This is a genomic window from Citrobacter portucalensis, assembly GCF_023374935.1.
In the GTDB taxonomy this organism is placed as follows: Bacteria; Pseudomonadota; Gammaproteobacteria; order Enterobacterales; family Enterobacteriaceae; genus Citrobacter; species Citrobacter portucalensis.
Map to the genome: position 1 here is coordinate 4134006 of NZ_CP092466.1, position 24641 is coordinate 4158646.

The 24641-nt window shown below is 51.2% G+C and carries 25 protein-coding genes; 14 read left to right on the top strand and 11 right to left on the bottom strand.

What is annotated here, in order from left to right:
- Window positions 1–75: 75 nt before the first annotated feature.
- The 12 genes from folK to panD all read left to right on the top strand — a co-directional run bounded on the left by folK (window position 76) and on the right by panD (window position 11430).
- Window positions 76–567, top strand: a complete 492-nt coding sequence (gene folK, locus LY264_RS20120) for a 2-amino-4-hydroxy-6-hydroxymethyldihydropteridine diphosphokinase (protein ID WP_048214906.1) — start codon at window positions 76–78, stop codon at window positions 565–567.
- Window positions 568–1157: 590 nt separating this feature from the next.
- Complete coding sequence (locus LY264_RS20125; protein ID WP_048227073.1) at window positions 1158–1757, top strand: fimbrial protein; 600 nt, start codon at window positions 1158–1160, stop codon at window positions 1755–1757.
- Window positions 1758–1994: 237 nt separating this feature from the next.
- On the top strand, window positions 1995–2600 hold the full coding sequence (locus tag LY264_RS20130; RefSeq protein WP_048227074.1) for a fimbrial protein: 606 nt from the start codon (window positions 1995–1997) through the stop codon (window positions 2598–2600).
- 95 nt (window positions 2601–2695) lie between these two features.
- On the top strand, window positions 2696–3427 hold the full coding sequence (locus LY264_RS20135) for a fimbrial chaperone (protein WP_240498918.1): 732 nt from the start codon (window positions 2696–2698) through the stop codon (window positions 3425–3427).
- Window positions 3428–3464: 37 nt separating this feature from the next.
- The gene (locus tag LY264_RS20140) at window positions 3465–6062 is read left to right on the top strand and encodes an outer membrane usher protein (protein ID WP_071692319.1); all 2598 of its coding nucleotides are present in this window, start codon (window positions 3465–3467) and stop codon (window positions 6060–6062) included.
- A gap of 12 nt (window positions 6063–6074) precedes the next feature.
- Window positions 6075–6647 (top strand): fimbrial protein, encoded by a 573-nt coding sequence (locus LY264_RS20145; RefSeq protein ID WP_048227076.1) that lies wholly within the window; start codon window positions 6075–6077, stop codon window positions 6645–6647.
- Window positions 6648–6661: 14 nt separating this feature from the next.
- Window positions 6662–7243: a fimbrial protein gene (locus tag LY264_RS20150; RefSeq protein ID WP_053069293.1), complete on the top strand. Its 582-nt coding sequence runs from the start codon at window positions 6662–6664 to the stop codon at window positions 7241–7243.
- A 1-nt stretch (window position 7244) separates the two neighbouring features.
- A complete protein-coding gene (locus LY264_RS20155; protein WP_048227077.1) occupies window positions 7245–7823 on the top strand; it encodes a fimbrial-like protein in 579 nt (192 codons plus the stop codon).
- Between the two features lie 13 nt (window positions 7824–7836).
- Complete coding sequence (locus LY264_RS20160; protein ID WP_053069294.1) at window positions 7837–9105, top strand: fimbrial protein; 1269 nt, start codon at window positions 7837–7839, stop codon at window positions 9103–9105.
- A gap of 121 nt (window positions 9106–9226) precedes the next feature.
- Entirely contained in the window at window positions 9227–10021 is a 795-nt protein-coding gene (gene panB / locus LY264_RS20165) for a 3-methyl-2-oxobutanoate hydroxymethyltransferase (protein WP_008786234.1), read from the top strand.
- A 78-nt stretch (window positions 10022–10099) separates the two neighbouring features.
- Window positions 10100–10954, top strand: coding sequence for a pantoate--beta-alanine ligase (gene panC, locus LY264_RS20170; RefSeq protein ID WP_048214914.1), 855 nt, complete (start codon window positions 10100–10102; stop codon window positions 10952–10954).
- A 95-nt stretch (window positions 10955–11049) separates the two neighbouring features.
- Complete coding sequence (panD, locus tag LY264_RS20175; protein ID WP_003018640.1) at window positions 11050–11430, top strand: aspartate 1-decarboxylase; 381 nt, start codon at window positions 11050–11052, stop codon at window positions 11428–11430.
- Between the two features lie 6 nt (window positions 11431–11436).
- On the opposite strand, the gene LY264_RS20180 is transcribed toward panD, so the two are convergent.
- The 4 genes from LY264_RS20180 to LY264_RS20195 form a co-directional block, all read right to left on the bottom strand.
- A complete protein-coding gene (locus LY264_RS20180; RefSeq protein WP_048227078.1) occupies window positions 11437–12666 on the bottom strand; it encodes a polysaccharide deacetylase family protein in 1230 nt (409 codons plus the stop codon).
- A 61-nt stretch (window positions 12667–12727) separates the two neighbouring features.
- Window positions 12728–13168 (bottom strand): PTS sugar transporter subunit IIA, encoded by a 441-nt coding sequence (locus tag LY264_RS20185; protein ID WP_048214923.1) that lies wholly within the window; start codon window positions 13166–13168, stop codon window positions 12728–12730.
- Between the two features lie 103 nt (window positions 13169–13271).
- Complete coding sequence (locus LY264_RS20190; RefSeq protein WP_003829467.1) at window positions 13272–14042, bottom strand: ABC transporter permease; 771 nt, start codon at window positions 14040–14042, stop codon at window positions 13272–13274.
- A complete protein-coding gene (locus LY264_RS20195) occupies window positions 14039–14965 on the bottom strand; it encodes an ABC transporter ATP-binding protein (protein ID WP_003829469.1) in 927 nt (308 codons plus the stop codon). The genes LY264_RS20190 and LY264_RS20195 overlap by 4 nt, the downstream gene beginning before the upstream one ends.
- A 108-nt stretch (window positions 14966–15073) precedes the next feature.
- Between LY264_RS20195 and can the strand changes: the two genes are divergently transcribed.
- Window positions 15074–15736, top strand: coding sequence for a carbonate dehydratase (can, locus tag LY264_RS20200; protein ID WP_003018654.1), 663 nt, complete (start codon window positions 15074–15076; stop codon window positions 15734–15736).
- Between the two features lie 70 nt (window positions 15737–15806).
- Here the strand turns inward: can and hpt are convergent, their stop codons facing one another.
- The 3 genes from hpt to cueO form a co-directional block, all read right to left on the bottom strand.
- Window positions 15807–16343, bottom strand: a complete 537-nt coding sequence (hpt, locus tag LY264_RS20205; RefSeq protein ID WP_003018658.1) for a hypoxanthine phosphoribosyltransferase — start codon at window positions 16341–16343, stop codon at window positions 15807–15809.
- A gap of 251 nt (window positions 16344–16594) precedes the next feature.
- Window positions 16595–18250, bottom strand: a complete 1656-nt coding sequence (gene tcp, locus LY264_RS20210; RefSeq protein WP_071692318.1) for a methyl-accepting chemotaxis citrate transducer — start codon at window positions 18248–18250, stop codon at window positions 16595–16597.
- A gap of 183 nt (window positions 18251–18433) precedes the next feature.
- Window positions 18434–20050, bottom strand: coding sequence for a multicopper oxidase CueO (gene cueO / locus LY264_RS20215; protein WP_071692317.1), 1617 nt, complete (start codon window positions 20048–20050; stop codon window positions 18434–18436).
- A 153-nt stretch (window positions 20051–20203) separates the two neighbouring features.
- Here cueO and LY264_RS20220 point away from each other — a divergent pair, with 153 nt between their 5' ends.
- On the top strand, window positions 20204–20551 hold the full coding sequence (locus LY264_RS20220; RefSeq protein ID WP_032941691.1) for a YacC family pilotin-like protein: 348 nt from the start codon (window positions 20204–20206) through the stop codon (window positions 20549–20551).
- A gap of 30 nt (window positions 20552–20581) precedes the next feature.
- On the opposite strand, the gene LY264_RS20225 is transcribed toward LY264_RS20220, so the two are convergent.
- From LY264_RS20225 to LY264_RS20240, 4 genes are read right to left on the bottom strand one after another with little or no spacing between them, the layout of a single operon-like run.
- Complete coding sequence (locus LY264_RS20225; RefSeq protein WP_048227081.1) at window positions 20582–21349, bottom strand: DeoR/GlpR family DNA-binding transcription regulator; 768 nt, start codon at window positions 21347–21349, stop codon at window positions 20582–20584.
- A 9-nt stretch (window positions 21350–21358) separates the two neighbouring features.
- Entirely contained in the window at window positions 21359–22342 is a 984-nt protein-coding gene (locus LY264_RS20230; protein ID WP_081365281.1) for a D-threonate 4-phosphate dehydrogenase, read from the bottom strand.
- On the bottom strand, window positions 22332–23603 hold the full coding sequence (gene dtnK / locus LY264_RS20235) for a D-threonate kinase (protein WP_048227082.1): 1272 nt from the start codon (window positions 23601–23603) through the stop codon (window positions 22332–22334). The genes LY264_RS20230 and dtnK overlap by 11 nt, the downstream gene beginning before the upstream one ends.
- Window positions 23600–24553 carry a 2-keto-3-deoxygluconate permease 1 gene (locus tag LY264_RS20240; RefSeq protein ID WP_048214928.1) on the bottom strand — a complete coding sequence of 318 codons (954 nt, stop codon included), beginning with the start codon at window positions 24551–24553 and terminating at the stop codon, window positions 23600–23602. The genes dtnK and LY264_RS20240 overlap by 4 nt, the downstream gene beginning before the upstream one ends.
- Window positions 24554–24641 lie beyond the last annotated feature (88 nt).

Here is a 24641-nt window from a genome sequence, read left to right on the forward strand (position 1 = left end):
CAAGGCGGCGACACAGCGAACTCCCGGGAGCGTACATCAGTACGTGACTGGGATGAGCGAGGAAAGCCAACACAGATGCAGCCTGAAAGACGACGGGTATATATCGCTATTGGCAGCAACCTCGCCTCCCCGCTGGAACAGGTGAATGCTGCCATACAGGCGATCGGTGAAATTCCCGACAGCCGCATTATGGCCGTCTCTTCATTTTACCGCACACCGCCATTAGGCCCACAGGATCAGCCCGATTACCTGAACGCCGCCGTGGCGCTGGAAACCACCCTCGCCCCCGAAGCGTTGCTGGACCATACCCAGCGTATTGAACTGCAACAGGGCCGCGTGCGCAAAGCTGAACGCTGGGGGCCGCGAACGCTGGACCTCGACATTATGCTGTTTGGCGATGAAGTGATTAACACCGAACGTCTGACCGTGCCGCACTACGACATGAAAAACCGGGGCTTTATGCTGTGGCCGTTAGTTGAAATCGCGCCAGAACTGCTCTTCCCTGGCAATACTCCGCTCCGTACTTATCTCGCCCAGAATTACCCTCAACGTCCTGCTCTCTGGTAATACCGTTAATTTCAGACATGCCGCTCGCAAGAGACACTGCGCGATTGTTGCCCGTGTTACTATTCAACGTTGCCCCTCCGCCCGCAACATAACCATAACCATTTTGCACGATAATTAATATTGTATTACTTCATAAATGTACAATACGTTAATATTTTAGATTATTAATTAACACAGAGATTGTTATTTTTTTTAAAAGAAGATTGCATTTTTTCTAATAAATAAAAAAACATCAACCACAGTGATATATCAGATAAAGCATAACCAATCATTCGATTTTTCCTACAAAAAAAACCGCTATTTGGTCAATGCATCAAGCTAAAACATCACCACATCAGATGTTACAAGTATAAAAATGCCAATTCGCTCTCATTCCGACCCTTAAGGAATTCACAAAAACAATAACCATCTAAAAGCATACCCTCATATGAATATGAAAATTTAATATCATTCACATGGAAAATAATTCTATAAAAAAAATCAAATTCATGAATTTTACATCAGGTGCTGATATTTGATTTAATTGCCCCGCAATAATTTATTCATCGGTTATTTTTTAATATTATTAAGTTTAATAAGGACATTTCAAAATGAACAAAACGCTACTCGTTATCGCGTTATCTACCGCTACGCTTTCATCTTCAGCGTTTGCGCTGGATGGTGGTCAGATCGATTTTGCCGGGCTGGTCAGTGATAACACCTGCGTAATGAGCGTCAACAACGGTGCGCAAGATGCACAAATTCAGTTAGAAACGGCCTCCGTGGATGAAGTTAACACTGCTGGTGTGGTGAAAGCAGCCACTGTTGGCGCTAAACCAAAAGCGTTTACTATCAGCGTTGATTGCAGCAAAGCAGGCTTCACCACTCAGACTAAAGCAGACCTGACTATGACCTCACAGTTTCGTAGTAACGGTCAGGGGACTCTGAATAACGACACCACCATTACCAACGCAGCGTCCGGCGTTAACGTGGCAATTCACGAACAGAATCCTACCAGCGGTGCTTATTCTATGGTTACCGTCGATGGTAAAGACGTTCATTCCCAGAACTTTGATACCAATAAGAAAGCGCAGTGGTCATTTGTTGCTTCATACGTAGCTCAAACCAATCCGGCAGCCACACCGGTGGTGGTTCCAGTAGCTGCCGGTTTTGTTAAAACCAACGCGGCCTATACCATCGCCTATAACTAAGTCAGTTTTTTAGTTATTAAAAAGGAAATGGGAAACCATTTCCTTTACTACAACAAACGCAATTAACGTAAGCCATGTTTCATTCACCAGAACAATGAACATAAACACAGAAAATAAATAGAAGCAAACCATTTGAGCTGGTTATTTTACTGGATAAAACAAGATGAATTAATATTACGTAGCGGAAATATTCATTTTCCAGACTAGTAGTATTTTTTATTAAAAGGACGTTTAATTGTGAACAAAAAATTACTTGTTATCTCACTGGCATTTTCTGCGGCAACGATTTCCTCCTCAGCGTTTGCGCTGGATGGCGGCCAGATCGACTTCGCTGGACTGGTCAGTGATAACACCTGCGTGATGAGCGTCAACAACGGTGCGCAAGATGCACAAATTCAGTTAGAAACGGCCTCCGTGGATGAAGTTAACACCGCTGGTATGGTGAAAGCAGCCACTGTTGGCGCTAAACCAAAAGCGTTTACTATCAGCGTTGATTGCAGCAAAGCAGGCTTCATCACTCAGACTAAAGCAGACCTGACTATGACCTCTCCGTTCCACAGCAACGGTCAGGGCACCCTGAACAACGACCCCAGCATTACTAATGCGGCAACCGGCGTCAATATTGCGATTCACGAAGTAAATCCGACCTCAGGCGTTTATTCCATGGTCACTGTTGATGGTAAAGACCTCCATTCACAGAACTTTGACACCAACAAGAAGGCGCAGTGGTCATTTGTTGCTTCATACGTAGCTCAGACTGACCCTGCAGCGACTCCAGTCGTCGCTCCGGTAGCAGCAGGTTTTGTTAAAACCAACGCAGCCTACACCATTGCTTACAACTAATTAAGCACTGTACTTAGTAGTTTTAGCCTAACCCAAGGAAATAACTGCGGTTATTTCCTTTTATCAACACTTAAGGAAAGAAGAGTATGACCAGGATGCGTCATCTTAGCCACTGTTTGCTCTGTACACTGAGCATTGCTTATTGTTCACAGGCTACTGCCGATATTGTCCTGTCCGGGACCCGAATTATTTATAAAGAAGAGCAAAAAGACACCTCCATTCGAATGGAAAACAAAGGACAACGCCCGTTACTGGTACAAAGCTGGTTGGATAACGGCAAAGATAACGAAGATCCCAGCACCATCAAGGTGCCTTTTACTGTCACCCCCCCCGTTTCCCGTATTGAAGCTAAACGCGGTCAGACGGTGAAATTTACCTATACGGGTAGCATTCCACTGCCAAAAGACAGAGAAAGCGTTTTCTGGTTTAACGCGCTGGAAATTCCCCCTAAACCGAGCGAAGCGGATGCAAAGGGTAAGAACCTGCTGCAGTTGGCTTTTCGCACGCGCATAAAACTTTTCTATCGCCCTGACGGGCTGGAAGGCACATCCACAACAGCGCCTGAAAAATTAACCTGGCACGCCCAAAAAGCCGCCACTGGCGCCATCGTGCAGGTAACGAACCCGACCCCTTATTTTGTCTCCTTTAGCGCCGTCACGGTGGAAAGCGCGGGCAAAAAGTATGAGGTGAATGCCACGATGGTTGCCCCTAAAAGCAGCGCCGATTTCACCATTAAGGGCCTGGCTTCACCACCGTCATCAGCCAAGTTGAATTACCACGCAATCAGCGATTTTGGTGGTGATATCAGCGGGCAGGTCTCCCTGTAATTTTTCATTGCCGTTCGCGCTCTAATGTGGAAATTTTATGTCACCCATATCAAAAAAACGTCAATTAAAGCGGCTTACCCGGGCAATTATATGCTGCATATTTGCCTCTAGTCATCTCGCCTGGGCTGAAGAAAACCTGGAGTTTGATCGCACATTTTTGATGGGGAGCTCCGCAGGGGGTATCGACTTAGATCGTTACTCTAACGGTAACGCCGTGCTTCCGGGCATCTACGATGTCGGAGTCAGCGTGAACAATAAAACGGTCGGCAACATGAAGCTGACGTTTATTGATCTCGGCGACAATAAAAGCGCTAAAGCCTGTATTACGCCCTCCATGCTGCTGCGCCTGCATATCAGCCAACCCGAGTACCATGGAAATGAGGGCATTTTACAAAAACGCAGCGACGATATTGAGAATTGCCTCGATCTGCCAAAGCTGATCCCTCTGTCCTCAGTAGAGTACAACGCCAACGATCAGTTGCTGAATATTAGCGTCCCCCAAGCGTGGGAAGAGAAGTCCTATAGCAACTATATCGATCCTTCCTTTTGGGAGGACGGCGTCAATGCCGCCATGCTCTCCTATAACGCTAACGCCTGGCATAATGAATATTCCGATGACTCCGATGATAGCCTCTACACTGGCCTGAACGCAGGGATAAACCTCGCGGGTTGGCATCTGCGTTCCCAAGGAAACTACTCCTGGCGTCGCGATGAAGGCGGCTCATTCGATCTGCAACACAGCTATATCCAGCATGATATTCCGGCGCTGCGTTCGCAGTTTGCTGTGGGCGAACAGGGAACATCTGGAAATACGTTTGACTCTGTCAGCCTGCGCGGCATTCGCTTATATAGCGAAACCTTAATGCTGCCGCCGGTCTTAGCATCATATTCCCCCAGCGTGCGTGGTATCGCCAAAAGCAACGCCAAAGTAACCATCACGCAAAACGGGTATAAGGTTTACGAAACAACCGTACCGCCCGGCCCGTTTGAGCTGACTGACTTCACTCCCGGTGGCTATGGCGCAGATCTCATTGTCACCATTGAAGAGGCCGATGGCTCTAAACATACCTTTACCCAGCCCTATTCCTCATTGGTTCAGATGATGCACCCAGGGGTAGGCAGTTGGGATTTCAGCGTGGGCGAAATTCAGCAAGACGAACTGGCAGAAGCGCCTAACCTGGCCCAGGGGACGTTTTACTACGGCCTCAACAACACCTTTACCGGATATACCGGTTTCCAGATTACCGACAACAATTACTATGCCGGCTTGTTGGGTCTGGGTATGAATACCGTGCTTGGGGCATTTTCATTTGATATCACCCATTCACAAACCAAGATCCCTAACTCAAAGACCTATACCGGTCAGAGTTACCGCATCTCGTGGAATAAATTCTTCGCGCCAACCAATACGTCGTTGAATATTGCGGCCTATCGCTACACCACAGAAAACTACCTCAGCCTGACTGACGCGATGGAACTTATCGATAGCGCAAAACACGTCAGCCACAATGAATATGAGAATATAAATAGCTATAGCCGCCTGAAAGATCAGGTGAATTTGAGTATGAACCAGTCTTTACGCGATGGTAAAAAAGACTATGGTTCCTTCTACCTCACCGGGACCTGGAGCCGCTACTGGGTCACCAATAACAGCCAGAGCAGTTTTTCATTTGGTTACAGCAGCAACTTCAGTTGGGCAAGCTACAGCATCGGCGTACAGCGCACCTACAATGATGATGGAGAACAGGATGACGCCATCTATCTGACGCTAAACGTTCCTCTCGATCGACTCTTTGGTCGCGAATCGGGCAGCGGCGGCTTCAATTCTCTGAGCAGTTCGGTCAACAGCGATCTGAAAGGCAACGATCAGTACAGCATGAACGTTAACGGGAATAGCAAAGATAATCGCTGGAACTACAGCGTAAACAGCAGCTACAACCGGGTGAACGGCGATCAAAATCTTTCCACCATTGGCACATACGCTTCTTATGACTCGCCATGGGGAACCTATTCCGGTTCGGCTTCCGCCAGCAACGACCAATCACGCCAGTACTCTCTGAGTACCGACGGCGGTTTCGTCTTACATCGCGGTGGCGTAACGTTCTCCAGCGACAGCTTCAGTGAAAACGATACGTTACTGGTGGTGAATGCGCCTGGCGCAGAAGGCGCGCGCATCGGTTACGGTAGCAGTACCGTCGACCGTTTTGGTTACGGTGTCTTCAGTTCGCTGACGCCCTACCGGGAAAACACAGTCGCACTGGATATCAGCGATCTGGACAACGACATCGAGATGAAGAGCACCAGTACCACCGTCGTTCCACGTCAGGGAGCGGTGATCTTCAGTACCTTTGAGACCGACCAGCGACGCTCTGCCGTCTTCAATCTTACCCGCAGCGACGGACAGCCGCTACCTTTCGCTGCCAGCGTATTTGACACCAAAGGGATATCCCTTGGCGCAATTGGTCAGGGTGGGCAGGCGTTTGTTCGCGGCGTGGAGGATGAGGGTGACATTATTGTCCGCTGGGCGGTGAAAAATCAGCCGCAAAGCTGTCGCGCGCATTATCAACTTCCGCAAACTCCTGCGGATAAAGGACAGCCGCAGATCGTGAATGCTGCGGTTTGCAAAATGGAATAATCCCGGGGAGAGATGATGAAAGCGCCATTATATAACCTAATTTTCGTCACTGCCCTGGCCCTTTATGGGACAGCGAGCTACGCGCAAGATCTGACAGTCAATTTTGATGCCACCGTGGAAGAAACGACCTGTGCCATGACAGTGAGATCGCTGGGAAGCGCAGCGGCAAGCGGCACTTCTAATGATGGCTATATTCTTACCGTTCCTGAGATGACGGTCCTTGATATCGTCAACCAGACATCAAAAGCAGAAGGAAGCTTCACGTTGTTGCCCACAGAGTGTAATAACGAAATCACTAGCATCATCATGAGCATCAGCGGCAATACCAACGCAGGCAACAGTTATTTTATTGATAATGACAGCAGCATCAGCGGCTACGCCGAAAACGTCTCTATGGCTTTTATACCCAAAGGCGGCACAGATGGGCAGCGCATTAAGCTTGACGGCACCCAGAACGTCACCTGGAGTAGCAACCAGATAACGAATGGCATGGACCTCTCGGTGCAATTTCGTCGCCTGACAAGCACCACTCCCGTCGCCGGGACTTTTCAGGCTAATGCCACCTTCTCCTTTACCTACAAATAAAAAGGACGTTCACAATGCCGCGTATTTTTTCCCTGTGCCTGGCGCTGCTGCTCACGCTGAGTGGACGCCTTGTCGCAGGCACAATGGAACTGACCGTAAAAACCACGATCACCCCCAGTACCTGCACCATGAAGCTGTACGATAACAACAGCCATCAGGCCTCGGTCATTGATATTGGTGACGTCTACGTACCTGAAATAGTCAAAAAAACCAACGTACAACACTTTTCGCTGGTGTTCAGTGACTGTGAAGGGTTAATAAAATCGCAGGCGCTGGTCACACTCAGCGGGCAAACTGGCTGCGGTGGCGCGGCTGGCAACGGCGCGGGCTTTAAAAACAGCCTCAGCGGCACCGATGCCGCCAGCGGCGTAGCGGCTGAAGTCTGGACCACGACCACGCCAGCGGGCGCTGGCAGCACCCAGCTCAACTGCAACACCAAACCAACGTCAAGCGTAGATGTCAGCGGAGCGACCAATAAGCAAACCGTTTCCTGGCCGCTCAGTACGCGTATCGTCTTCGAAACAGGGAAAAGCATTGTCGACCTCCAGCCTGGCGCGTTTTCAACCCAAACCGTTTTCACGGTGGAGTATCAATAACATGATCATCAAGCGTTTATTCGCCTTCATTGCGCCCGTGTTGCTGACTGTACCGTTGCTCAGTGCTGCCGATACTAACATGGAAATAAAGGCCAATATTATTAACCCAAGCTGCCAGATCAGCCTCGATAATAATGGCGCGGTCGACCTGGGTACGGTGAGTCAGGAGTATTTTGCCAATAACGAAACGCCGGAGGATTATCTGGCCGGGGGTAAGAGTTTCTATATTCAGGTGAATGACTGTGCGTCCGTTGGAGGTAAAACGCCGACGCAAATTACCTTCCAGTTTGCCCCGCTATCAGGAAGCTTTTCCCCCTACTCCGGGCAAATATTTGCCAATGAAGATATCACTGGGCCAGATAACGTCGGCGTGGTTATTTTTTCTACTCACGATCCACAAAACATCTTTAACGTACTGAATACCGATGGTACACCGCGCAGTATTTATAACGTTACGCCGGCGGATTATACCAATGCCAACTATACGTTTTATGCCCGTATGCAGAAGGTGGTAGCTTCTCGTTCCGTTACCGGGGGCGCGGTGAAGGCTAGCGTACTGGTTTCCGTCTATTATGAATAATAAGAGATAGCAGATGAATATTTTCTCCAGTGCGTCAAAAAAATGGATTAATGGTGTATGTATTCTGGCACTGTCCTCAATGGTGGGTCTTATACCACAGGCTCTGGCCCATGGCCCTGACACCTATATTGTCGGAAACGATGCCCACACAGGACCGAATGATCGCCTGGGTCCAACCGGAGAGGGCATTACAAACACCACGGTATCCCTCACCGGAAACCAAACGTTTGTTTTCTACAAATCCAGCACGTTGCAGCCGAGCAACGTATCCACATGGGTAACCAACTCATCCAACGATGGCTCAAACAACGGTACGGTTTTTTGTACCACTGAGGATGGTGCGACGGGTGAAGCACTTGTGCTAGAAAATAATTTTCAGGATTCAGGTTTAACCTATGGCGGGCATAAATTACTGAAAACAAATATTCAGGGACTCTATTTCACCTACAGTATTGCCAATATAGGTTCCTGGAATATAGGCTTTACCCCAAACCCACTATGGGTTGGGGATTATTCAACCCCCGTATCACTCATAAAATATGATAAATCGGGAGGTAGCGGCTGCGCAACCGAGACAACCGGGATGGGGTATAAGCCCATTGGCGGTTTTACCGGCGGGGCAACAATCACCTTTTATAACGACGGCACATTTGACCCTAAAGGCACAGAAACGATTTCGCTGTTAAACAACGGTGGGTATTCATACCGCATCTACAACCCGAATCCGGGGGCGGGCATTATTTCTTATCATGTTACCTATACTATTTCGACCAACAACTTTAAAATTTCGCTGCCTACCTGCTCAGCCGCCGTATTGAGCGGAAACAGCGTCAATGGCTCAACGGTTTCGATGGGTTCCTATAGCCCAAACAGCATTATCAACGGCGCCAATCCCGTACCATTCAATATTGAACTGTCGGGCTGCGCGCGTGTACGAAATATCGCGGTAAAGCTGATTAGTTCGGTCACGGGCACCGATACATCATTATTGGGTAACACGCTAGTGACAAATAAAGCCGAAGGTGTGGGCCTGCAAATCAAAGGGCTGGCCAACGATGTGGGTAACGACATGATCCTGATCCCTAACGATGATACCTCTGTGTATCAGGATTACGAGAGCGAAACGGATACATCAACAGGCGGGGTTAGCGGAAACGGTGGTAACATTGTTACCACCAACCAGAGCCTGAAGTTTCAGGCCACTATGAAGCGCGACAGCAACCAGAAGATCCTTTCCGGTAAATTCTACGCCACGGGTATCTTTTCGATCACATACCCCTAAAATCGCCCCCTCCTCTCCCGGCGGGACACCGTCGGGAATTCCCACAAAGGGCTAACGCTTTTCCGCTTCATTCCCCTACAATGCGGCCATTCTATTCATCAATATTATGGCCGGAGAGGTTATGAGCAAACCCACTACTATCGCTGTGCTGCAGAAATGCAAACAAGAGAAAAAGCGCTTCGCCACCATTACCGCGTACGATTACAGCTTCGCCAAACTGTTCGCCGATGAGGGCATCAACGTGATGCTGGTCGGCGATTCGCTGGGCATGACGGTACAGGGGCACGACTCCACCCTGCCGGTCACCGTGGAAGACATTGCCTACCACACCCGCGCGGTACGCCGCGGCGCGCCGAACTGCCTGTTGCTCTCCGACCTACCGTTTATGGCTTATGCCACTCCAGAGCAGGCGTTTGAAAACGCTGCGGTGGTCATGCGCGCGGGCGCTAATATGGTCAAAATCGAAGGCGGCGCATGGCTTACGGATACGGTGAAAATGCTCACCGAACGCGCGGTGCCGGTTTGCGGTCATCTGGGATTAACGCCCCAGTCGGTGAACATCTTCGGCGGCTATAAGATTCAGGGCCGCGGCGATGCCGGACAGGTACTGCTGGACGACGCGCTGGCCTTAGAAGCAGCGGGCGCTCAACTGCTGGTGCTGGAGTGCGTACCGGTTGAGCTGGCGAAGCGCGTCACTGAAGCGCTGTCGATTCCGGTAATCGGCATTGGCGCGGGTAACGTCACCGACGGACAAATCCTCGTCATGCATGATGCCTTTGGCATTACCGGCGGCCATATCCCGAAATTTGCGAAGAATTTCCTCAATGAAGCAGGCGACATGCGCGCCGCAGTGCGGCAGTATATGGCTGAAGTGGAGTCCGGCGTTTATCCGGGTGAAGAGCACAGCTTCCACTAATTTTCTGACCGTGCCGGATGACGACGCTACGCGTCTTATCCGGCCTACGGTACCTCAGGCAACTCAAGGAGTCTTGTCGTGTTAATCATTGAAACCCTGCCGCTGCTGCGCCAGCATATTCGTCGTCTGCGTCAGGAAGGCAAACGCGTAGCACTGGTTCCCACCATGGGCAACCTGCACGACGGCCATATGAAACTGGTCGATGAAGCAAAAGCCCGGGCTGATGTGGTGGTAGTGAGCATTTTCGTTAACCCGATGCAGTTCGACCGCCCCGACGATCTGGTGCGTTATCCGCGTACGCTGCAGGAAGATTGCGAAAAGCTGAACAAACGCAAAGTTGATTATGTCTTTGCACCAGCCGTTGAGGAAATCTACCCGCAGGGTCTGGAAGGTCAGACTTTCGTTGATGTTCCCGGCCTCTCTACCATGCTGGAAGGTGCCAGTCGTCCAGGTCACTTCCGTGGCGTTGCCACCATCGTCAGCAAGTTGTTTAACCTGATCCAACCCGATATCGCCTGCTTTGGTGAAAAAGATTTCCAGCAACTGGCGCTGATCCGCAAAATGGTAGCGGACATGGGTTATGACATTGAAATCGTTGGCGTACCGATTATTCGTGCCAAAGACGGTCTGGCCCTCAGCTCACGTAACGGTTATCTGACGGCAGAACAGCGTAAAATCGCGCCGGGCCTGCACAACGTGATGAACGGTATCGCTGAAAAGCTGATTGCGGGTAATCGTGAGCTGCAAGAAATTATTGCCATTGCGGAACAAGAGCTGAATGAAAAAGGCTTTCGCGCCGACGATATTCAGATCCGCGATGCCGACACGCTGCTGGAGTTGACTGAAACCAGTAAACGCGCCGTAATTCTTGCTGCCGCCTGGCTGGGTCAGGCGCGTCTGATCGATAATCAAAGCGTTACATTAGCCCAGTAGACAGGGGTTAAAAATCGGGCAATACTGCCTGAAGATTTCTCAAAGCAGGCCAGTCACGCCTGCTTAGCCAAGGTAAACGACAGGGTATAGACGTTATGATTCGCACCATGCTGCAAGGCAAGCTCCACCGCGTAAAAGTCACGCAGGCGGACCTGCACTACGAAGGCTCCTGCGCCATCGACCAGGATTTCCTTGATGCCTCAGGTATTCTGGAAAACGAAGCTATTGATATCTGGAACGTGACCAATGGTAAACGTTTCTCAACCTATGCCATTGCGGCTGAACGCGGCTCCAGAATCATCTCGGTGAACGGTGCAGCGGCGCATTGCGCTGATGTTGGCGATATTGTAATTATCGCCAGCTTCGTCACCATGTCTGACGAAGAAGCCCGTACATGGCGTCCGAAAGTAGCCTATTTCGAAGGCGACAACGAAATGAAACGCACTGCAAAAGCCATTCCGGTACAGGTCGCCTGACAGCCCTTACCCCTGCGGCTGATTGACTATCAGCCGCGACATTGTTTCCAGCGAATCCGTCCGCAGGATATACAGCCGCTTTAGCAACATCGGGTTATCGCCAGGCTTTACCTTCCCTTTCGCCGTCGTTACCGCCAAATGAAAACCAGCGTCATGCGCCGCTTTCACCGCCGTCGCGTTATAGCCGCCAAACGGATAGGAAAGATAGAGCACATGCGGATTAAACTGCCCGAGCGCCCGACGGGAGTGTTCAAAATCAAACAGAATATTGTGATAGTTACGGCTGAGTAAAATAGGTCGTCGCTGGCCATCCACCCGATGCAAGAAATGGGTGTGCGACTGGAAATCGAATACATCTTTAATCCCTTCCAGCTCGGAAATACTCATAAACTGCAGCGATTTCGGATCCCACTTTTGCGGGTGACGCTTGATACGTGAGCTAATGATAAACGCCGTCGCCTTAAAGCCATATTGCTTGAGGACGGGATGCGCATAGCGGCTAACGGACTTCAGACCATCATCAAACGTAATAACGACCGAACGCGCCGGAAGGTTCGCGCGATTATTGAGGTAGTCTTCCAACTGATACATCGTCAGCGTGGTATAGCCCATATCGCGCAGCCAGGTCATCTGGTTACTGAACGCGCGCACTGAGGTGGTGGTTGAGGTATGACGAAAACGCGTGTTCTCTTCATCGCGCAGAATATGATGGTAAGTCAGAATCGGGATACCGTTATCCTGCTGGGCATCCAGTGCGCTGATATAGGCCAGCCGCTCGCCGATGCGAATCTGATACCAGGTCTGATTCAGTCTGTCTTTCAACCGACTGAGCACCGGATAACGTAGATTCTCTGCCAGCGTACCAAACGGTGCGCTGCCAACGTCCGGTGCGTTATAGACCGGGGTATCTTTCCAGGTGACCAGGTTCTGATTGCTTAACGGTTTATTTAAGTCACCCAGGCCGTCTTCCACACGCTGACGCCCCTGCACAGGTTCCAGGTGCCCTTTGTCGATGTAGCCTTTGCCAAAACCGAAGTTGAAGGTGTAGTAATCCTTTGCATCCGGTTCAACGGCAATAATCTGTCCGGCGCGTAAATTACCGACAGTCTCCGTCTTATTGCCAATATGCGCCCAGATCACCGCATCCTCCGTGGTTTGCATATAGCGAGCGGGCAAGGCCGCACCTACGCCACCAGAGAAAAGGAGCAACAGAACAAACAGAACGCGCATAACCATATGAGATAACCGAGGCGAGAAACCTCGGCTATTGTAGCAAAAGCATCATCAATACCAATGATTAATACTCATACAAATCATGCTTCAACACGAAGGGGGGATTTTTTTGTTGTTGATGCCAGAGGCTGGAGACTTCGGGGCCGCCAAGCGCGACGATGCAATCGCGAAACGCAGAACTGCTCAGTAATTCCCGCGACGAAAGCATTCGTTCAAGCAATGGATAGCTGATACCTGAAATCACTTCACACTGGGGATGTTTATGACTCATTAACGAGGCTACACGGTATGGCGCAGCCCCGGCCATATCCGTCAGAAATACTACCCCTTCACCAGAGTCTGTGGCATGCAGGGCATGGCACATCATGCGGCTTAACATATTCGAGCTGAGCCCACGCCAGAAACTTACCGCCTGACATTGCTCCAACGGACCGTACTTTTTCTCCAGACGATGCAGCATATCCTGTGCCTTATCGTCATGACAGGTAATTACCCAACCTAACATTGCCTACCTCCTTAGCAGGCAAGTAGTTTATCAGGGTGATAAATCGGTAATGGTGATAAGCATCAAAAGTCTTCCTCTCCCGAGTCAGGAGAGGAAGAAAGAATTAGCTACGTAGGCCGCGTCCGCGCTGAATCAGGTACCAGCACAGCAAGTAAAACGCCGCAATGAACACCACCAGCACGCCAAACGTGGTGACCAGCGGAACATCATGAATACCCAGGAAGCCGTAGCGGAAGCCGCTAATCATGTAGACAATTGGGTTCAGATGCGAAAGTCCCTGCCAGAACGGCGGCAGCAGCGTTAACGAATAGAACACGCCACCCAGATAGGTCAGCGGCGTCAGCACGAAAGTTGGGATCAGGCTGATATCGTCAAAGGTTTTAGCAAAGACTGCGTTCAGCAAACCGGCCAGCGAGAACAGTACCGCCGTTAACACCAGCGTGAGCGCCACAAAGACCCAGGAATGCACCTGGAACGGCACGAAGAACAGTGAAATAGCCGTGACCAGAATGCCTACGCACAGGCCACGCGCCACGCCGCCGCCGACGAAACCGGCAATAATCACGTGCGTCGGCACCGGGGCGACCAGCAGCTCTTCAATATTGCGCTGAAACTTGGCGCTAAAGAACGACGAGGCCACGTTGGCGTACGAGTTGGTGATCACTGCCATCATAATCAGCCCCGGCACAATAAACTGCATGTAGCTAAAGCCATGCATTTCGCCGATACGCGAGCCGATCAGGTTACCAAAGATAATAAAATAGAGCGTCATGGTGATGACGGGAGGCACCAAAGTCTGGACCCAGATACGCATAAAGCGGTGGATCTCTTTCGCCCAGATGCTTTTCAGCGCAACCCAGTAAAGCTGCATCATGCGCGATCTCCTTGTTTTTCATGCACCAGAGAAACAAACAGTTCTTCCAGTCGGTTGGCTTTGTTACGCATACTCAATACCTGAATGCCCTGCGCGCTCAGCTGAGAGAAGACGCTGTTGACCCCTTGTTCACGCAGAACCTCCACTTCCAGCGTGGAAGTGTCGACCAGTCGGTACTGATAACCTTCCAGTTTCGGCAGCGGACTTTTTGGTGCCAGATCGAGGATAAAGGTCTCAGATTTCAGCTTGGAGAGCAGACTCTTCATCGAGGTGTTTTCCACCAGCTCGCCGTGCTGAATAATGCCGATATTACGACACAGCATTTCCGCCTCTTCGAGATAGTGAGTGGTCAGAATAATGGTGGTGCCTTTGTCGTTTAAATCCTTTAAAAAGCCCCACATTGAACGACGCAGCTCAATGTCGACGCCCGCCGTTGGTTCATCCAGAATGAGTAATTTCGGCTCGTGCATCAGCGCACGGGCAATCATCAGACGACGTTTCATCCCACCAGACAGCATGCGCGCGCGCTCGTTACGTTTTTCCCATAAATCGAGCTGCTTTAAATATAGTTCGCTGCGTTTGACCGCTTCTTTATGCTCAACACCGTAGTAACCCGCCTGGTTGACCACGATCTGCTGCACGGTTTCAAACGGGTTAAAGTTAAACTCCTGCGGTACCAGGCCAAGCTGGCGTTTCGCGTTAACCGTATCTTTTTCAAGATCGTATCCGAAGACACTCACCCGCCCGGAGGTTTTATTCACCAGCGAGCTGATTATTCCAATGGTGGTGGATTTTCCTGCGCCATTCGGTCCCAAAAGCGCATAAAAATCACCCGCTTCGACTTGCAAATCTATCCCGCGTAACGCCTGAACGCCACCGGGGTAAGTTTTTTTAAGTTGTTGAAGTTCCAGAGCAATGGTCATGTTTTTATACTTACCTTACGTTCTGACATTTTATATATAGTTTAAATAATGATGGAGTTACCCTATATTAGCCCATCGAATTTATCTGGCTTCGGGTCGTGCTACTCCATGAAAGACATAGATACACTCATCAGCAACAATGCACTATGGTCAAAGATGCTGGTAGAAGAAGATCCCGGATTTTTTGAAACGCTGACGCATGCCCAGAATCCGCGTTTTCTATGGATTGGATGTTCCGATAGCCGCGTTCCCGCTGAACGATTAACCGGTCTTGAACCGGGCGAATTATTTGTTCACCGCAATGTTGCCAATCTGGTTATTCACACCGACCTGAACTGTCTCTCAGTGGTTCAGTATGCGGTGGATGTGCTGGAAGTGGAACATATTATTATATGCGGCCACTATGGATGCGGCGGCGTCCAGGCGGCGATTGAAAATAAAGAACAGGGGCTGATTGATAACTGGTTACTGCACATCCGCGATATCTGGTTCAAACACAGCTCACTGTTGGGCGAAATGCCGCAGGAACGTCGTATGGACACCCTGTGCGAACTGAATGTCATGGAACAGGTCTATAACCTGGGCCACTCAACCATTATGCGTTCAGCCTGGAAGCGCGGTCAGAAAGTGACCATTCACGGCTGGGCTTACGGTATTCATGATGGCCTGCTGCGCGATCTCGACGTCACCGCCACCAGCCGCGAAACGCTGGAACAGCGCTATCGCCAGGGGTTGTCTAACCTGAGTCAGAAACACAGCAACCATAAATAATGTGACATTGCCGGGAGGCGGCGACGCCTTACCCGGCCTACAAACCCGCGCCATCAGGCGCTCCAGCCAATTACTCGTCCAGCAGCACTACTTTGCCAACATACGGCAGATGGCGATAACGCTGGGCATAGTCAATGCCGTAACCGACCACAAACTCATCAGGAATTGAGAAGCCGATAAACTCGACCGGAACATTCACTTCACGACGAGAAGGTTTGTCCAGCAGCGTACAAATAGCCAGGGATTTCGGCTCGCGCAGGCTCAGAATTTCACGCACTTTGGACAGCGTATTGCCGGAGTCGATGATGTCTTCGACAATCAGCACGTCCTTGCCACGAATGTCTTCATCCAGGTCTTTCAGGATTTTAACATCACGCGTGGTAGACATTCCGCTACCGTAGCTGGATGCCGTCATGAAATCGACTTCGTGAGAGACATGCACTTCACGGCACAGATCCGCCATAAACATAAATGAGCCACGTAACAGACCAACCAGCACCATATCGCTGCCGCTGTCCTTGTAACGTTCGTTAATCTGGCGCCCCAGTTCAGCAATACGCGCTTTGATCTCCGCTTCCGGGATCATCACTTCAACAGTATGTTTCATAAACCCTATAACTCACTGATTTTTATCAGTTGACACATCATGCAGATCGAAAGAAAGCGCTTACGTTGATACACCGACTGACAGACGGCGATCCGCTCTAACCACAAAACTTGCGACAGCATACAAACAATTCAGTTGATGAAGTATACCAGTAAAGAGAGCGGGTTCCTCTGATAGTTCACAGGAGAACCCGTTTGCGTCGTTTTTTGTACGCTTATTAATCAAAACCAGGAGCGCACGGCAGCCTGTGGCTAAAACGTTTCCCAGTGCGGATCTTGTGGCGAACTCCCCGCAGAGGTCGCTCGTGGAGTATCCTTAGGTGGTTTTCGATGCTCACCGTTGGAGGCATCGCGAGTGATGCGAAATGCCGCCACGGCCAGGCGTAACTGTTCAGCTTGTTGTTCCAACGAAGCGGCTGCAGCGGCAGACTCCTCTACCAGCGCGGCGTTTTGTTGTGTGACACTGTCCATCTGCGAGACCGCGAGACTCACCTGCTCAATCCCCCGACTCTGTTCCTCCGAGGCTGAGGCGATTTCCCCCATGATGTCCGTCACGCGGGTGACCGCTGCGACAATCTCTTTCATCGTTTTACCCGCGTCCGACACCTGCTGAGATCCCATCCCCACGCTGTGGGTTGAGTTATCAATCAACGCTTTGATCTCTTTGGCTGCCTGAGCGCTACGGCTTGCCAGGGTACGGACTTCACCCGCCACAACAGCAAATCCGCGTCCCTGCTCTCCTGCTCTGGCAGCCTCGACCGCCGCGTTGAGCGCCAGGATATTGGTCTGGAAAGCAATACTGTCGATGACGCTGGTGATCTGCGCAATTTGCTGTGAACTACCGGCAATTTCACTCATCGTGTGCACGACAGTATCAACAACCCGTCCACCACGTGCGGCAGTATCAGACGCATTCTTAGCCAGTTGAGTCGCCTGTTTCGCATTGTCCGTATTTTGCTTCACGGTCGCGGTAAGCTGTTCCATGCTGGCGGCTGTCTCTTCAAGTGAAGCAGCCTGCTGCTCAGTACGCGAAGAAAGATCGTTGTTACCTGATGAGATTTCCGTTGCGCCGCTATGAATCGTTTCTGAGCTGTTACGCACCGACGTGACTGTCGAAATCAGCGACTGTCGCATTTCATCTAAGCCCGTCGCCAAACGTCCCATTTCATTACGTCCCTGGACGTCGAGTTGATGGGTCAGATCACCACGGGTGATAATACGGATATGCTCCATGATCTGCGCCAGGGGTTTTAGCAGCATATGCTGCAACCCACTCCAGATCATGCCCAGAACGATGAGCACAGCGATGACAATTGCCCCTAACGTCCATTGCATGCGGGTAAAGCTGTGCTGATTTTCCGCCGCCGCGTGCTGGAGCAACGCGTTGTTTTCGTTACGCCACTGGTCATAGCTGGCTTCCATTTCATCCTGAGCCTTCTGAGCATCAAGATCACCATAGGCCTGATAGTTATTCGCGCGCAGATACTCTATCGATAACGCCATCACGTCGTGCATCTGCCGATACTGTTTTTCCATTTCAGATGCAATTTGCGGATTCTGCCCCGACACCTGCGGCAATGACTGATAATGCGCGAAGTATCCCTCAGCCTTCTTCATCGACTCACTCGCCGTTTTTAGCAAAGTATCAATGGCCGCCAGTGAGGCCGGATCGCGTTGATTCTTTAAGAAACGAATTGCTACGCGGGTTACCGTTACTCGGGTTTTAATCAGCGTATTGACGCTGTCACTCAGATTTTCCTGTTGGGCATTCAGGGTGCCTGAGTTCTGGAAATTATGGCGATCATTGTTTACCGCAGAATAAAAAAAGCTTCCTGTCACGACCTGTAGCAAACAGAAAATGGCGAGAACCAGAAGAATGCCGGTAATAACACGCACATTTTTAATCATAGTATTTCATCCATTGAACTCACATTGGGTACCCAATGATTATCGGCTTCAAAGGCGATTACTTTATGTGCAATAGAAGAATTTGCAGGAGGAGGGAGTCGTGCGGTGAAACGCTGTAAAGAGACTGTGTCTTATCCGGCCTACGAGAGATTTCTGCAGGCCGGATAAGCACAGCGTAACTTTTTAGACGGTGAAGCCGAGCATCATCCCGGTATCTTCATGCTCTAACAGATGACAGTGCGCCATATAGGCATGCTCTTTTGGCGCGTCGTGGTCAAACTTCACTAACACCTCGCTCACACCACCTTCTACCCGCACCGTGTCCTTCCATCCCGCGCGGTGTGCGGCAGGCGCTTTGCCATTCTCAGACAGAATGCGGAACTGTGTGCCGTGAATGTGGAACGGGTGCAGCATCATGTCGCCCTGACCGGAAATCACCCAGCGTTCGTGCTGACCTTTCGCCGCGGCAAACATCGGTTTATTCATATCAAATGCCTGACCATTAATCCGGTTGGCATTATGGAAGTCGAATGATCCATGCTTCATGTTGCCCATGTCGACATGCTGCATATTCCCCATCTCACCGTGGTTCATATTGCCATGATTCATATTGCCGTGGCCCATATTGTCATTATTCATATGGCCCATCATCTTCCCATGATCCATACCCGCCATGGCCTGACCGCCGTATTTCTTCATCAGCATTTGCATGCCCATCATATCGAGCATCGGATCCATCGACAGCTGCAGCTTGCGCACCGTCAGACCTTCCAGTGATGGCAGCGATGGCATGGATGTCAGCGAATCTGGCAGCGTGCCGGAAGCGGTAATCAGCAACGGTTGAACGCGCATCACCGGGTGCGGTTTATCGAATGGCGCAATCGCCATCCCCATCTGGCTGACTGGTAGAGTGACCAGCTCAAAAGCTTTGCCGTCACTGACATCCACCAGCACTTCAAAGCGCTCGCCCATCAGCATAGGAAGCTCGGTCACTTTTACCGGTTCCGCCAACAGTCCGCCGTCGCTGGCAATGACATACAAAGGACGATTGTCGCTGGCCGCAATGTTCAGTGAGCGTGCGTTACAACCATTCAACAGGCGTAGACGCAACCAGCCACGCGGTGCGGCATGCTGAGGATAAATCGCCCCGTTGGTCAGCAGCGTATCGCCAAACCAGCCGACTGCGGCGGTCATGATGTCCAGTTGATAATCAACCTGCCCATCAGCAGAGAACTGTTTGTCCTGAATAATCACCGGCACATCATCAATGCCCCACTGCTTAGGCAGCATCAGCTTGCGAATCTCTTCATCTTCAATCAGCACCAGTCCGGCCAGTCCCATCGCTACCTGACGGCCGGTCTTTCCATGCTGATGCGGGTGGAACCAGCAGGTTGCCGCGCGCTGATCCGGCGTGAAGGTCACGGAACGTTTCCCGCCCGCCAGGATAATGCCTTGCGGCCCACCGTCGACTTCACCGGGGATTTCCAGACCGTGCCAGTGCAACGTCGTCTCTTCGGCAAGCTGGTTATGGATATCCACGGTCACCGACTGCCCTTTGTTCAGCTTGACCGCAGGTCCGAGTAAATTGCCGTTATATCCCCATGTCGTCGCAGTTTTACCAGCAAAGCTCGATTTTCCGGTTTGCACCACCAATTGCATACGGTTTGAGGCATCCGCGGTTAGCAGATCAGGAATGGGCAATGCAGGGCGGTCTGCGGCAAATACGCTCCGGCTCCACAGAGGTAACGCTGACGCGACGCCCAGCGCCACGGAGTACTTTAAAAAGTCACGACGTTGCATAATCACTTCCTTATATTCAGCAGCTTAAGCAGGCTATCTTTTAAGCATAAGCCTTCCCCTTACGGGAAGGTCAAGTGAACGGCTAATAATAAAGGTCGTCGCTTCGCTCGCAGTATGCTAACGTTTAAATTCCGTGATGCAGTGGTAGAAGCAATGAAGACGTTTTTCAGAACAGTTTTGTTCGGCACCCTGATGGCCGTATGCGCAAATAGCTACGCGCTCAGCGAGTCCGAAGCCGAAGATATGGCCGATTTAACGGCAGTTTTTGTTTTTCTGAAAAATGACTGTGGATACCAGAATTTGCCTAATGGGCAGATTCGTCGCGCACTGGTCTTTTTTGCCCAGCAAAACCAGTGGGACCTGAGTAATTACGACACCTTCAATATGAAAGCGCTGGGTGAAGACAGCTACCGCGATCTCAGCGGTATCGGCATCCCAACAGCAAAGAAATGCAAAGCGCTGGCGCGTGACTCCCTGAGCCTGTTGGCCTACGTTAAATAATCTCCGGCACAACCACGGTTGATATTTCCGTTACTCTGGCTGTACCAGCGTCAGGGCAACGGATTGCGCTTTTAATTCAGTCTGCGCGTTTGGCGGTAGATTCACATCGGTAACAACATCGGTAAAGCGACTGAGCGGCGCGACATTAAACAATGAATGTGCACCGTACTTACTGCTATCCGCCAGCAATACCTTCCGTTGAGCATTAGCAATAATCTCCTGCTTTAATCCCGCTTTGTCTTCCGTTGGCGTGGTTACACCCTTTTCCATACTCCAGGTGTTACAGCTCATAAAAGCAATATCAGGATAGACGCTGCGCAACATTTTCCGGCCAAACTCACCAATACAGGACTGGCTGCTGTCATCGATGCGTCCACCGACGATCGTCACCTCTATCTGACGGAATTCTGACAAAAACAGGGCAATGTGCAGATCAACGGTAATCACTCGCAGCGGCAAATGCGTCAGACATTTTGCCAGCTCCAGCATTGTGGTACCGGCATCAAGCACCACGGCATCGCCCGCACGCACCATTGAGGCGGCAAAACGCGCAATCGCCCGTTTCTCAGCAGGCGATCGCAGTTGCTTTTCGTTTGTGGTTGGCTGCGCCGCTTCAAAGCGTCGTAACGCAACACCGCCGTGGCTGCGGCTGATCACACCCTGTTCATCCAGCTTGATGAGATCGCGCCTGATCGTTGCTGGAGAGGCGTCAACCGCGTCAACCAACTGTTCCACGGTAACCAGCGTATGATTTTTCAAATACGCCACAATCTTATCCAGACGGTGTTGCCCTTTCATAACAGTAAATTACGCCAGTTGCATTGCCAGTTTGATCGATACGGCCATGCTCTCAGATTTTGCTTTTCCCGTCCAGGCGATATCAAATGCCGTACCGTGATCGGCAGAGGTACGAATAAACGGTAAACCTGCTGTGATATTTACACCATCATAGAAACCCAGCAATTTCAGCGGGATATGCCCCTGATCGTGGTACATCGCCACCACCATGTCATACTGACCTTCATAAGCCTGTAAAAACACGGTATCCGGCGGGCACGGACCGTAAACATCCATCCCCTTCGCTTTCATATTCTCAATCGCGGGTCCGACAATACGAATTTCCTCATCACCAAACAGGCCATTCTCTCCGGCATGAGGATTCACCCCCGCAACGGCAATACGCGGGTGCGCAAAGCCTACGCGCTTCAGGAAGGTATCCGCGATACTAATCACCGTTTCGACACGTTGCCCATTGAGCGTATCAAGGAATTTGCGCAGTGCGATATGCGTCGAAACATGGATAACTTTCAGCTTATCGGTGTACAGCACCATCGCATAGTCACGGCTTTCGGTCAGCGTTGCCAGCAGTTCGGTATGTCCAGGATAATTGTGTCCGCCGAGATGCAGCGCTTCTTTGTTCAACGGCGCGGTCGCGATGGCATGTACATCCCCCTTCATCGCCAGTTCAGTCGCCCGCTTCACACAGCGATAGGCCAGATCGCCCGCCTGTGCCTGCACTGTACCAGGGACCAGTTCGTCAGGCTGCGCCAGCGGTTCATCAATCACATGAATCGTATCTGGCGTGAATCTGGCATCGGCGACCTGTTCAATAGCGCGAAATGTTACTCCGTCAGCCAGCCCCTGAGCCTGTAACCGCTGCAGCGTTTTTAGGCACCCGACCACCACCAGCGGTGCACCATTAAGTTCATCTTCGCGTAGCGCTTTAACAATAATTTCCGGACCAATCCCCGCCGGATCTCCCATCGTAATCGCAATTGTTTTAGTTACCACGGTACATCTCCTCAATAAAATACAGCGCATCGCAAAGGGTCGTATCAGAACCGAATCCACCCGCTTTGGTAATAACCGGCAAGTCGTCAATCTCGCTATTCACAAACGTTCCGCACGGAATACAGGGGGCGACCTCACTGTGGATGCGATACCCTTCAGCACCCAACGCACTGGCGACCGCCGTGGCAATATCGCCTCCGGTCAGGAACAAACCGCCGATACGTGCTTGTTCAATAATGCGCAGCGTTATCTCCCCTAGACGCTGGCTCAGCAGTTCTCCCAACTGCTGGCGGCTCATCCCCACGTTGAAACACAGCGTGTCGATCATGTCCCGGTCTTCTGCACATCGACTGGTGCGTAAGATCGTGTGCTGCTGCTGGCTCAGTTGAGCGCAAGCCTGTTCAATAACAGAGTCCATTTCCTGTGCAAATGACGGTGCAACCAACCGCGCGGCATCGATATCAACGACTTTTGCCCGGCCCTGACATACTGCTTTTTCCACCTGACGTCGCGTTGCCTCACTCATTGAGCCAGCCACAACCAACACCGGTAATTCCTGCTTCTCTTGCATAAACGTTGCGGCCGGTAGCGCATTGGCCAGCCCTGCCGCCCCTACGAGCAGCGGCATCTGTTTTTGCTCACAAACCGCCTGTGCAATGAGCGCGAGATCTCGCTCTTCCACGGCATCCACCACCACCATACATTCGCCGGCTTTTGCAAAAGCGCTCAGCAGCGCACTCAAGCTTCCCCGACGCACATCCACCAGCGACACCTCATGTACAGGGACATCACTTTGCAGTGCGACCAGTTCAGCAATACGCGAAGAGTGAATGGGCGTTTTTGGATCGCTGGCGAATTCCGTTTCCAGCAGCGGCACACCATGGACCAGGCACAAGCCATCCTGCGTGGTGCGCCCGGCAGCAGGAATTGCCGCCGCAATCACGGCCAGCGTCTGACCGGCTGTACGCATGGCTGCAGTGACTTCAGCCCCCACATTGCCACGAAATGTTGAGTCTATTTTTTTGTATACCAGCGGTGTTGCTTCGCCCTCACACCATGGCGCTAACGCTTGTTGTACAGCCGCGGCGGCCTGCGTTGCCGGCATCGCCCGGCTTTCCGTATTGATGACCAGAACATCGGCGCGGCGCGACGGTTTCTGCGCTGGGGTCAGCATTACTTCGGTACGCGCCCCTTTTTTCGCCAACTGTACGCCGGTATCGTTAGAGCCCGTAAAGTCATCGGCGATAACGATCATTTTCATGCTTTCTTCTCCTGCACGGTCTGACGAGACTGCCTTTTCGCGACCCACGACGTAAGAATTGGCGTCAGAATGGCGGTTGTAATGACCGACGCAGCAATCAGCGGCGCTGCCGCAGCGGCAACCTCTGCCAGCGAGGGATCGGCCTGTGCTATGGCCAGTGGCGTCGCGACGGCGTTCCCCGCCGTACTGGATGCCGCAGCACCAGCAATACCACTCCCGCCTACCAGACGATCGGCACGAATGTTAAAGAAGCCGCCCACAAAGGTAGTCAGCACACCCAGCAGAATGCCCGCCAGACCACCTTGCAGCAGCATTTCCAGGTTAATACCGGCTCCAAGTGCAAACGCAAAGAAAGGAATGAGCAGTGGACCGCCTTTCGTCAGGAAGTCACGCATATTAGCGTCGAGGTTACCGAGGATCATGCCAACCACCAGCGGAACAAGAACCGCCACCAGCGCCATGATAGGAATATTTGCCATACCCGCCGCGCCCAGCGCGATCATGGTAAAGAAAGGTCCGTCATTCAGAGACAAAATGGAGATCGCGCCAACATCGCGTTCATTGCCAAACTCGCCAACCAGCGCCGCGTAAAGCCCGCCATTGGAGTTACTCATTGCCGCAATAATGGCAACACCGCTTAAGCCAAAGATGCCTTCCGCGCCAAACAGGTGTTCAACCCCGAGACCAATTGCAATCGCGACCAATAACTTGGTCAGCGTAATCGTGCCGCCTTGTAGCAAAGCTTGCGGCGCCGCCTTTACGCTAATTCCCGCGCCCATACAGAGCAGGAACGCGCCAATCAAGGGAGCCGCGCCATTTTTAAATAAAGCAGTGGTGAATCCACCGATCTGCAACGCCTGCGGGGCAAAAGTGTTGATAATGGCACCGATAACCAACGGCACAACCATCATGCCGCCGGGTACGCGTTCTATTGCCTTCTTGATGTTCATGGTCTTCCCGCCTGTTGTTATATTGTGATTAAATAAAATCACAACGATTATATTCAATCAAAATCAGATCACAAACGCGGCAGATCAC

What these genes read in the sequence shown, in the direction of transcription:
- folK (WP_048214906.1), top strand. Translation starts at nt 76, where the DNA reads ATGCAGCCTGAAAGACGACGGGTATATATCGCTATTGGCAGCAACCTC.
- LY264_RS20145 (WP_048227076.1), top strand. Translation starts at nt 6,075, where the DNA reads ATGATGAAAGCGCCATTATATAACCTAATTTTCGTCACTGCCCTGGCC.
- tcp (WP_071692318.1), bottom strand. Translation starts at nt 18,250, where the DNA reads ATGATTAAAAATGTGCGTGTTATTACCGGCATTCTTCTGGTTCTCGCC.
- panB (WP_008786234.1), top strand. Translation starts at nt 9,227, where the DNA reads ATGAGCAAACCCACTACTATCGCTGTGCTGCAGAAATGCAAACAAGAG.
- LY264_RS20125 (WP_048227073.1), top strand. Translation starts at nt 1,158, where the DNA reads ATGAACAAAACGCTACTCGTTATCGCGTTATCTACCGCTACGCTTTCA.
- LY264_RS20150 (WP_053069293.1), top strand. Translation starts at nt 6,662, where the DNA reads ATGCCGCGTATTTTTTCCCTGTGCCTGGCGCTGCTGCTCACGCTGAGT.
- LY264_RS20195 (WP_003829469.1), bottom strand. Translation starts at nt 14,965, where the DNA reads ATGACCATTGCTCTGGAACTTCAACAACTTAAAAAAACTTACCCCGGT.
- LY264_RS20240 (WP_048214928.1), bottom strand. Translation starts at nt 24,553, where the DNA reads ATGAACATCAAGAAGGCAATAGAACGCGTACCCGGCGGCATGATGGTT.
- LY264_RS20190 (WP_003829467.1), bottom strand. Translation starts at nt 14,042, where the DNA reads ATGATGCAGCTTTACTGGGTTGCGCTGAAAAGCATCTGGGCGAAAGAG.
- LY264_RS20180 (WP_048227078.1), bottom strand. Translation starts at nt 12,666, where the DNA reads ATGGTTATGCGCGTTCTGTTTGTTCTGTTGCTCCTTTTCTCTGGTGGC.
- can (WP_003018654.1), top strand. Translation starts at nt 15,074, where the DNA reads ATGAAAGACATAGATACACTCATCAGCAACAATGCACTATGGTCAAAG.
- LY264_RS20220 (WP_032941691.1), top strand. Translation starts at nt 20,204, where the DNA reads ATGAAGACGTTTTTCAGAACAGTTTTGTTCGGCACCCTGATGGCCGTA.
- LY264_RS20155 (WP_048227077.1), top strand. Translation starts at nt 7,245, where the DNA reads ATGATCATCAAGCGTTTATTCGCCTTCATTGCGCCCGTGTTGCTGACT.
- cueO (WP_071692317.1), bottom strand. Translation starts at nt 20,050, where the DNA reads ATGCAACGTCGTGACTTTTTAAAGTACTCCGTGGCGCTGGGCGTCGCG.
- LY264_RS20135 (WP_240498918.1), top strand. Translation starts at nt 2,696, where the DNA reads ATGCGTCATCTTAGCCACTGTTTGCTCTGTACACTGAGCATTGCTTAT.
- dtnK (WP_048227082.1), bottom strand. Translation starts at nt 23,603, where the DNA reads ATGAAAATGATCGTTATCGCCGATGACTTTACGGGCTCTAACGATACC.
- LY264_RS20185 (WP_048214923.1), bottom strand. Translation starts at nt 13,168, where the DNA reads ATGTTAGGTTGGGTAATTACCTGTCATGACGATAAGGCACAGGATATG.
- LY264_RS20225 (WP_048227081.1), bottom strand. Translation starts at nt 21,349, where the DNA reads ATGAAAGGGCAACACCGTCTGGATAAGATTGTGGCGTATTTGAAAAAT.
- LY264_RS20140 (WP_071692319.1), top strand. Translation starts at nt 3,465, where the DNA reads ATGTCACCCATATCAAAAAAACGTCAATTAAAGCGGCTTACCCGGGCA.
- panD (WP_003018640.1), top strand. Translation starts at nt 11,050, where the DNA reads ATGATTCGCACCATGCTGCAAGGCAAGCTCCACCGCGTAAAAGTCACG.
- LY264_RS20160 (WP_053069294.1), top strand. Translation starts at nt 7,837, where the DNA reads ATGAATATTTTCTCCAGTGCGTCAAAAAAATGGATTAATGGTGTATGT.
- hpt (WP_003018658.1), bottom strand. Translation starts at nt 16,343, where the DNA reads ATGAAACATACTGTTGAAGTGATGATCCCGGAAGCGGAGATCAAAGCG.